This window comes from Lentzea sp. NPDC004782 (genome assembly GCF_040609115.1).
Classification (GTDB): domain Bacteria; phylum Actinomycetota; class Actinomycetes; order Mycobacteriales; family Pseudonocardiaceae; genus Lentzea.
The window spans coordinates 1-8,538 of sequence record NZ_JBEXJN010000132.1 but is presented as its reverse complement, the minus strand read 5'-3'; the positions used below and the strand labels follow the sequence as shown (position 1 = coordinate 8,538).

General features: G+C 71.7%; 8 protein-coding genes. 4 read left to right on the top strand and 4 right to left on the bottom strand.

The genetic code is table 11. The features are described 5' to 3' along the window. Positions 1 to 162: 162 nt before the first annotated feature. Positions 163 to 744, top strand: a complete 582-nt coding sequence (locus ABZV40_RS45900) for a hypothetical protein (RefSeq protein WP_355456427.1) — start codon at positions 163 to 165, stop codon at positions 742 to 744. Here the strand turns inward: ABZV40_RS45900 and ABZV40_RS45895 are convergent, their stop codons facing one another. Continuing rightward, on the bottom strand, positions 745 to 3,465 hold the full coding sequence (locus tag ABZV40_RS45895) for a BTAD domain-containing putative transcriptional regulator (RefSeq protein ID WP_355456426.1): 2,721 nt from the start codon (positions 3,463 to 3,465) through the stop codon (positions 745 to 747). It lies immediately after the preceding gene. 56 nt (positions 3,466 to 3,521) lie between these two features. Beyond that, entirely contained in the window at positions 3,522 to 4,766 is a 1,245-nt protein-coding gene (locus ABZV40_RS45890; RefSeq protein ID WP_355456425.1) for a cytochrome P450, read from the bottom strand. 114 nt (positions 4,767 to 4,880) lie between these two features. On the opposite strand from ABZV40_RS45890, the gene ABZV40_RS45885 reads away from it, so the two are divergent. Beyond that, positions 4,881 to 5,435 (top strand): LuxR C-terminal-related transcriptional regulator, encoded by a 555-nt coding sequence (locus tag ABZV40_RS45885; RefSeq protein ID WP_355456424.1) that lies wholly within the window; start codon positions 4,881 to 4,883, stop codon positions 5,433 to 5,435. On the opposite strand, the gene ABZV40_RS45880 is transcribed toward ABZV40_RS45885, so the two are convergent. Together ABZV40_RS45880 and ABZV40_RS45875 are read right to left on the bottom strand one after the other, a co-directional pair. After that, on the bottom strand, positions 5,421 to 5,780 hold the full coding sequence (locus ABZV40_RS45880; protein WP_355456423.1) for an HNH endonuclease: 360 nt from the start codon (positions 5,778 to 5,780) through the stop codon (positions 5,421 to 5,423). The two genes, ABZV40_RS45885 and ABZV40_RS45880, sit on opposite strands and share 15 nt — an antisense overlap. After that, positions 5,764 to 6,693, bottom strand: coding sequence for a LysR family transcriptional regulator (locus ABZV40_RS45875; protein ID WP_355456422.1), 930 nt, complete (start codon positions 6,691 to 6,693; stop codon positions 5,764 to 5,766). The genes ABZV40_RS45880 and ABZV40_RS45875 overlap by 17 nt, the downstream gene beginning before the upstream one ends. Before the next feature lie 109 nt (positions 6,694 to 6,802). Between ABZV40_RS45875 and ABZV40_RS45870 the strand changes: the two genes are divergently transcribed. Further along, the gene (locus ABZV40_RS45870; RefSeq protein WP_355456421.1) at positions 6,803 to 7,792 is read left to right on the top strand and encodes a TDT family transporter; all 990 of its coding nucleotides are present in this window, start codon (positions 6,803 to 6,805) and stop codon (positions 7,790 to 7,792) included. A 106-nt stretch (positions 7,793 to 7,898) separates the two neighbouring features. Then, positions 7,899 to 8,444 carry a hypothetical protein gene (locus ABZV40_RS45865; RefSeq protein ID WP_355456420.1) on the top strand — a complete coding sequence of 182 codons (546 nt, stop codon included), beginning with the start codon at positions 7,899 to 7,901 and terminating at the stop codon, positions 8,442 to 8,444. Positions 8,445 to 8,538: the final 94 nt, after the last annotated feature.

The window sequence follows — 8,538 nt, the reverse complement described above, 5'->3', positions numbered from 1 at the left end:
GGGCGCCTTCATCCACCTGACGTGGATGAAGGCGCCCTTCATCCACGTAACTGCCCAGCAGGCCGGGGTGCGGACTAGACCTCCGGCGAGGCGCTCAGCGACTCGGGCAACCTCCGAGGCCTCCAAGTACGTCCTACGCGGGGACGAGCATTGGGGGGAGTCATGCGCAGAGTTGTCTTGGTGTTGTTGTTGCTGGTGGCCGTGGCGTCCTGCGGGAGGAACCAGTCCGAGGGCAACACGTTGCTCTGCCTCACGTCGACCGCGCAGCCGAAGACCACGCCGATGAACGATCCGGCGCTGGCGGCGGCCGCACACGTGGTGCAGCCGTTGCTGGAGAGCAAGTTCGCGAGCACCTACGCCGGGCTGGAGATGCGCAACGACGTGCCGATGATGGTCGTCTACCGCAAGCCGGACCCGTCACTGGACGCCGAGGTGCGCCAGGTCGCGCCGGGCGTGCGGATCGAGTTCCGCGACGCCAGGTACACGCGCGCCGAGATGGGCGAGTACGTCAAGCGGGTCATGGACGACACCCAGTACTGGAAGGGGCGCGGGATCTCGATCACGTCCGCCGGGCCGGAGGTCGACGGCTCGGGCGTCCAGGTCGGGGTGGTGGCGCCGCCGCCGGGAAACTTCGCGCGGTACCTGGACGAGCACTACCCCGCCATGTCGTTCAAGCTCCAGTCGACCGGCGAGATCGTGCCGCTGCCCTACACCGGTTCGGTACCGGTGATCCCGACGACGTAGTCACTCCGGCATTGGGCCGAATTTCGCCCGTTCCGACTCCACCTCACCGGGGTTGAGCTCCTCCAGCATCGCGAACCCGCGCGTGTACTCCTGCCGCATGCGCGCGAAATCGCCGATCTCACGGCACACGAAGGCGATGCACAGCCGGTCGCGCGCCTCGCGCAGCGAGTTGTTCGTGCGGCGGTGGATCGCCAGCGCCGCCTCGTGGCAGGCGAGCGCGGCCGGGAAGTCGCGCAGTTCCTCGTGCAACCGGCCCAGGTCGCCGAGCGTGGCCGCGTGGATCACCTCGGCGCCCAGGGCTCGGGCGGTCTCGGCGGCCTCGGTGCCGACGGCCAGTGCGTCGTCGAGGCGGTGCATCCGCTGGTAGACCGTGGTCAGGTGGGTCATCGCGAAGACGCGGCCGAGCTGGTTGCCGAGGCGGCCGAAGATGTCCAGCGCGCGCAGCAGGTGTTCCTCCGCGGCCTCGGCGTCACCGGTGCCGCGGCCGACGTACACGCCGGCCAGGTTGACCAGCGCCTGGCCCTCGCCGTGTTCGTCGGCGATCTCGCGCCACACCGGCAGCGCGCGCTGGAACCAGCGTTCGCCCTCGTCGTACGAGCGCCGGACCGAGTGCAGGATGCCGAGGTTGTTGCACAGGACGGCTTCCGCGCGCCGGTTGCCGGACGTGCGGACGGCGTCCAGGCCCAGCAGGTACATGGCGATGCCGTCGTCGAAGTGCGCGTCGAACTCGAAGAAGCTCATCAGCGCCAACGGAAGGCGCGCCGCGAGTTCGGTGTTGCCGGTGCCGGACGCGTGCGTGATCGCGGCGATCACGTTGGCGCACTCCTCGCGCAGCCACACCCGTGCCTCGTCGGCACCCTCGAACGATTGCGGGACCACGTCCTTCGGCAGCTCGGGCAACGGCATCCGCCGCCTGGCGGGGAACAGCAGCCGGTCGGCCGCGTCCGCGCTGTGCAGGTACCAGGACAGCAACCGGTCGACGGCCTGCTCCGGTGACGGCTCGTCCTCCATCGCCTTCTCGTGCGCGTAGGTCCGCAGCAGGTCGTGGAAGCTGTACCGGCGCAACGCGATCTCGTCGACGAGATGGCCCGCGCACAACACGTCCAGCAACCTGCGCGTGTCCCGCGAGGACAGGCCCGCCAGCGCGGCGGCCGCCCCGAGCGACGGTGCCGGTCCGGGATGCAGGCCGAGCAACCGGAACATCCGCGCCGCCTCGGGCGTCAACGCCCGGTAGGACCAGGAGAACGTGGCCCGCACGGCGGTCGTCTCGTCTGCCTCCAGCACGTCCAGCCGTTCGGAGGCGAGCTCCTCGACCGACGCGGCGAGTGTCCTGTTCGGACTGATGCTCACCCGTTCCGCGGCCACCCGCAACGCCAGCGGAAGCGCACAGCACAACCGCACGAGCTCGCGGGCGGCCTCGGGTTCGGCGTCGACGCGGTGCCCGATCACCGAGCGCAGCAACGCGAGCGCTTCTGCCTCTGGCAGCACGCCGAGCGTGACCCGGTGCGCGCCGCCGGAGACGACCAGCCCGCTCAACCGGTTGCGGCTCGTCACCAGCACCGCGCCGGACGATCTCCCCGGCAGCAGCGGACGCACCTGCTCGGCGTTGAAGGCGTTGTCCAGCACCACGAGCACGCGCCGGTCGGCCAGCACGCTGCGGTACGTCGCGGCCAGGTCCTGCGGCAGGTTCTGCTGGTCGACGCCGAGCCCCGCGAGCAACCGCCGCAGCGCCTCGTCCGGCGGCACGGGTGTGCTGTTCGGCGAGAACCCCTGCAGGTCGATGAACAGCTGCCCGTCCGGGAACCGGTCCACCAGCAGGTGCGCCACGTGCACGGCGAGCGCGGTCTTGCCGACGCCGCCGGTGCCGTCGATCACCGAGATCGCGGCCGTGCGCGGCTCGGACCCGCTCAGCCGCGCGCACAGTTCGGCGATCTCGCCGTCCCTGCCGACGAAACCGATCGTGCCGTGCGTGGTCTGCGCCGGCCGCACGGTCCGCGGGACGGGAGTGCCCTTGAGGATGCGCTCGTGCTCCTCCTGCAGCTCGGGACCGGGTTCGACCCCGAGCTGCGACACCAGCGCCGTGCGGACGTTCCGGAACGCCGCCAGGGCCTCGGCCTGCCGCCCCGACCGGCTCAGCGCGAGCATCAGCAGCCGCACGAGCCGTTCCCGCACCGGATGATCGGCCACGGCACGGGTGAGCGTGTCGACCACCTCCGCGTGCTCCCCGGCCTCGATCGCCGCCGCCGCCCAGTCCTCGACCGCGGTCAGCCTGGCCTCCTCCAGCCGGGCGCGCTGCCGTTCCGCGAACGGCCCCGGCACGTCCGACAACGCCGTCCCGCGCCAGATCCGCAACGCCCGCCGCAGTTCCCCGGACCGTCCACTGTGGCGCAGCCGCTCGAACTCGCCCAGGTCGGCCGGTGCGACCAGGCAGGCGTAACCGCTGTCGGTGGTGATGATCAGGTTCCCGGACGCCCGTGCCGGCAGCTCCGGCTCGACCAGCCGCCGCAACGCGCTGATGTAGGTGTGCAGGCTGCCGGAGGCGCTGGACGGCGGGTCGTCGCCCCACACCGCGTCGATCAGCTCGTCCCGCGAGACGGGGTGCGGTGACCGCAGGGCCAGCACGGCGAGCACCGCGCGCTGGCGGGGCTGGCAGGGCACGAGGTGCCTGCCGTCGACGGTGATCCGCAGCTCACCGAGTACGTCGACGCGCAGCTCGCCCATGCGGGCAGGGTATGCGCCCGTTCGGCCGCACGCACCGCCCGTTCGGACATCGCGGGTCAGTTCAGCCGGGCGGGCAGCGCCTCCACGGTCCGGCGGGCCACGCCGGCCGAGCTCCACGTCGGCTCGCCGGCCGCGGCCAAGGTCGGGAACCGCTGTCGCAGGCCCGTCACGACGTGCGCCATCTCCGCACGTCCCAGCGTGGTGCCGCAGCAGTTGCCGGTCGTCAGCATCCGGCGCGGATCACGCGCGGGGTCGAACGTGTCGGGATCGGAGAACGCGCGGGGGTCGCGGTTGGCACCGGCGATCAGCATCCGGACCGGCGCCCCGGCGGGGATCGTCACACCGCCCAGCGCGACCGGCTCCCTGGCCACGCGCGGCACCGGCGGGTAGAGCAGCACGCCGTCGTGCCGCAGGGCCTCGTCGAGGAACCGCTGCACCCGTGACGGGTCGTCCTCGCACCACGTCCGGTGCTCGGGATGCGCGAGGAACGCCTGGACGGCGCGGTCGATGCCGGAGACCGTGCTCTCGTACCCGGTCATCCACATGATCCACAGGAACGCGATCGGCAGGTCGTCCTCGTCGTGCGCCTCGACCAGCCGCGTGATCAGGTCGTCCCGCGGGGACTCCCGGCGCTTGGCCACCAGCTCGCGGAGGTGGTCCTCGACGGCGTAGCTCGCCCGGTCGGCCTCCAGCACGACCTTCTCGTCGTCGGACGCCAACGCCCGCGTCATCAACGTGAAGCTCTCCCCGATCCACGCGCGGTCCTCCTCCGGCACGCCGATCCGGTCCGCGAACACGTGCTGCGTGAGCGGCACGGACACCTCGGCGTGCAGGTCGACGGTCTCGCCGGCGACGAGCCGCGGCCCGAGGTCGTCGAAGAGGTTGCCGAGGTGTTCCAGGATCTGCGGCCGCAGCCGCGACACCCGCTCGGGCGTCATCTCGCGGGCGATCACCGACCGCAGGCGGGCGTAGCCGGGGTGGTTCTTCGCCGTGAGCGCCGAGACGCGCTTCCTGGCCGCCGGGTGGCTCCGTTTCCCGTGACCCACCTCACGCCACATCGCGGCCTCGTCCGGTGCTGCGAAGGCGTGCGGGCGTTGCAGCGCGTAGGCGACGTCGTCGTAGCTGCTCAGCAGGTAGAAACCGCAGCTCGTGCGGTGCACGGGGTCGTGTTCGCGCAGCCAGTGCAGGAACGGGTACGGGTCTTTGCGACGCTCGGGCTTGGCGAGTTCGCCGAGGACATCGATGGTGGCGGACACCGACAGGCCTTCCAGGTGGCGGGGACCGGGCGACCCTAGGCACACGCCCGCCTCCGTTTGGGGAAAACCGCCCCGGTTGCCGCCGCGCTCTGCCCGATCGGGCAGCGCCGTGGAGACGGCGTGGAGTCTGAATGGAGTCAGTCGTCGAAGACTCGGTCCATGGAACGAGTGCGCGTCGCGGTCCACGCGAAGGATTCGGTCACCCGCTGGGGCATCGCGGGCTACCTGCGGCTGCGGCCGGAGGTCCAGGTGCTGGCCGAGCACTCGTCCAGGCACGCGCAGGTGGTGCTCGTCGCGGCCGGCGGTGCCGGGCTGACGGCCGAGCTGCGGGTGATCGCGCAACGGACGGCCGCCCGCGTCGTGCTGATCACCGACGACCTGCGCGCCCAGGACCTGCCGCGGGTGATCGACCACCGCGTCGTCGCCGTCCTGCCGCGCGCGGACCTCACCTGCGAGAGTCTGGTGTCGACGGTGCTGGCCGCGCACGAGGGCCGCGTCGAGCTGCCCGCCGGTCTCGCGGCGGCCGAGCTGGCGGAGCGTGAACTGGACGTGCTGCGGTTGTTCTCCGAGGGCTGGACCACGGCCGAGGTCGCGCGGAAACTGTCCTATTCGGAGCGAACCGTGAAGAGCGTGGTGCAGCAGGTGCTCACCCGGTACCAGCTGCGCAACCGCACGCACGCGGTGGCGTTCGCGATCAGGTCAGGCGTCATCTGAGAACCGCGCGGTCAGCTCGCGCGAGATCTCGTAGTGCCGCACCAGGAACGCGCGCTCGTCCAGCTTCTTGCGCCGCAGCCACCCGGTCACCTCGGCGTTGCACTTGCTGGCGTTGCACGACCCGCAGGCCGGCACGACGTTGCCGAGCGTGTACCGCCCGCCCCGCGAAATGGCCTGCACGCAGTCCTTCTGCAGCGAGGTCGCGGGAGCACCGCAGTAGGCGCAACCGGCCCAGGACGTCTTCAACGCGTCCCACTGCGCGTCGGTGAGGTCGTGGACGACCCGCGCCATCCGCTTCTTGCGCTTGCGGGCCGCGCGAACCTGTCTGCTACCTCCGGTCGGCACGGTTCGTGAGACTACGGGTCGCGATGGTCAACAGGTCGGAGGCGGGCCCCCGAGGTGTCCTGCCCGCCGGCCACACCGCCCGCAACGCCCGGTGCAGGTCCAGGTCGCTCACCTCGACGCGCACCAGCGCGCGGCTCGCGAGATCGGCCTGCACGGCGTGCACGCTCAGCACCGCGGGCCCGATCCCGCCGATCGCCGCGGCCTTGATCGCCGTCGTGGACGACATCTCCAGCAACGGTTCCGCGCTCGTCTCGACTCCGGCCGCCCCGAGCGCGTGCTCCCACGCCTGCCGCGTGCCCGAGCCGGACTCCCGGCTCACCAACGGGGTCGCGGCGGCTTTGACCGCGGTCACCCTGCGGCGCCTGGCCCACGGGTGGCCCGGCGCGACGACCAGCACCAGCTCGTCCTTCGCCACGACCCGGCCGGCCAGTCCGGACGGCACGTCGGTCGACTCGATGAACCCCAGATCGGCCCGCTCGGCCAGCACCTGCTCGGCGACGTGCACCGAGTTGCCGGCCGTCAGCACGGTCGCGGTGTCCGGGCTGACCGTCCGCAACGCGATCAGCCACGCGGGCAGCAGGTACTCGGCCACGGTGAGGCTCGCGGCGACCCGCAGCTGGCCGTGGCGGTCCGCGCGCAGGCTGGTGATGCCCGCGTCGAGGTCGACGGCCCGCGCGAGCACCGGAGCCGCCCACCCGGCCACGAGCTGACCGGCCGTCGTGAGCCGTGCGCCGCGCGGCGTGCGGTCGAGCAGCGTCACGCCGACCCGGCCTTCGAGCACGCGCAGGCGTTCGCTCGCGGCGGGCTGCGACATGCCGTGCGCCTGCGCCGCCCGGCCGATGCTGCCCAGCTCGGCCACGCTCAGCAGCAGGTCGAAGCTGGTCAGGTCGGCGACCCTGGACGGCAGAGGCATAGGGGCAGCCTATGTGCTCATCGGACATCGGCGCCTACCGAGGTCGCCGGCGCACGAGGATTGTCGTGTCGTGACCGCTCTCGCACCTCACCCACACCGTGCCCCCGAGGTGCGACGAGCGGCGCCCTTCGGCCCGAACCTCTTCGCCTCCGTGATGGGCACCGGCATCGTCGCCACGGCCGGTGCCGCGATGCCCGGCCTGCGCACCCCGGCCACGCTGGTGTGGGCGCTCGACGCGCTGCTCCTGGCGTTCCTCGTCGTGTCCGCGTTGCGGCGCTGGACCCCCTCGACCGTCCGCGACCAGCTCGCGGACCCGGTGATGGCCCAGTTCTGGGGCGCCCCGCCGATGGCGCTGATGACCGTCGGCACCGGCGCGTTGCTGCTCGGTTCCGACTGGATCGGCCTGCCCGCCGCACTGGCCGTCGACTGGACGCTGTGGACGCTCGGCACCGCGCTGGGCCTGGCGACGTCGGTGCTGGTGCCGTTGCGGATGATCGGCAGCGGCGAACGGGCGTTCGGCGGCTGGCTGATGCCCGTGGTGCCGCCCATGGTGTCCGCCGCGTCCGGCGCCCTGCTGGCCCACCACCTCCCGGAAGGCCAGTTCCGGCAGGCGATGGTGCTCGTCTGCTACGCCCTGTTCGGCATCAGCCTGTTCGCCACGGTCGTGATCGTGCCGCAGATCTGGCAGCGACTCGTCCAGCACGGCCTGGGCGCCGCCTCCACCGTGCCGACGCTGTGGATCGTGCTCGGCCCGCTGGGCCAGTCGATCACGGCCGCCAACCTGCTGGCCGGCGTGCCCGTGCTGCCGGGCCAGACCGCGTTCGGCCTCCTCTACGGCACGGTCACCTGGGGATTCGCCCTCCTCTGGCTGGTGATCGCCGCCGTCGCGACCGCGCGGACCGCACGCCGCGGCCTGCCGTTCGCGTTGACGTGGTGGAGCTTCGTGTTCCCGCTGGGCACGTTGGTGACCGGCACGAACGCGCTGGCGTCGCACTTCCCGTCGCCGATGTTCACCGGCGTGGCCGTGGTGCTCTACGGCGCTCTCGTGCTCGCCTGGATCACCGTGGCAGCGCGCACGGTGCGCTCCTTCGCGAAATAGCCTCTACGCAATCTGACGTACGCGAGATCAGAGCGTGAGCGGATGATGCCCGCCCTCGTGGCCGCGAGAGTAAGACGCGACACCACTAGGGAAGGAGCGATCCGCGATGACCACCACCCGCAAGCTCAGCGGCCGCACCCGCAAGGTCGTGCTGCTCGTGCACGTCCTGTCGGCGGCGGCGTGGCTCGGCATCGACCTGGCGCTGGGCATCCTCGTCGTGCTCGCACTGTCCACAAGCGACACCACCACGGCCGGGATCGCGGTTCAGGCGGTCGACCTGTTCGCGATCTGGCCGATGTTCGGCGCCAGCGTCGTGTGCATGATCTCCGGCGTGGTCCTCGGCGTGGGCAGCAAGTACGGGCTCGTGAAGTACTGGTGGGTGGCCATCAAGCTGGTCATGAACGTCGGCATGTCGTTGCTCATCGCGTTCGCGCTGCGGCCGGGGGTGCGGGAGGCGGCCCGCATCGGTGCACGCCTGCTGGCGGGCGACCCGGCGGCGGTGATCCCGTCCGATCTGCTGCACCCGGTCGTGGTCGCGCCGACGTTGCTGCTGACCGCCTACATCCTGTCGGTGTTCAAGCCGTGGGGGCGCATCCGCAAGTCACCGCAGCCAGTCAAGCGCGAGCGCCGCGACCTCGTCGGCGCTGTCTGACCACCCGCCCAGTGCTCGATGAACGGCTCATTTGTCCACCTCAGGTGGACAAATGAGCCGTTCATCGACGGCGAAGTCCACCCTCATCACGGAA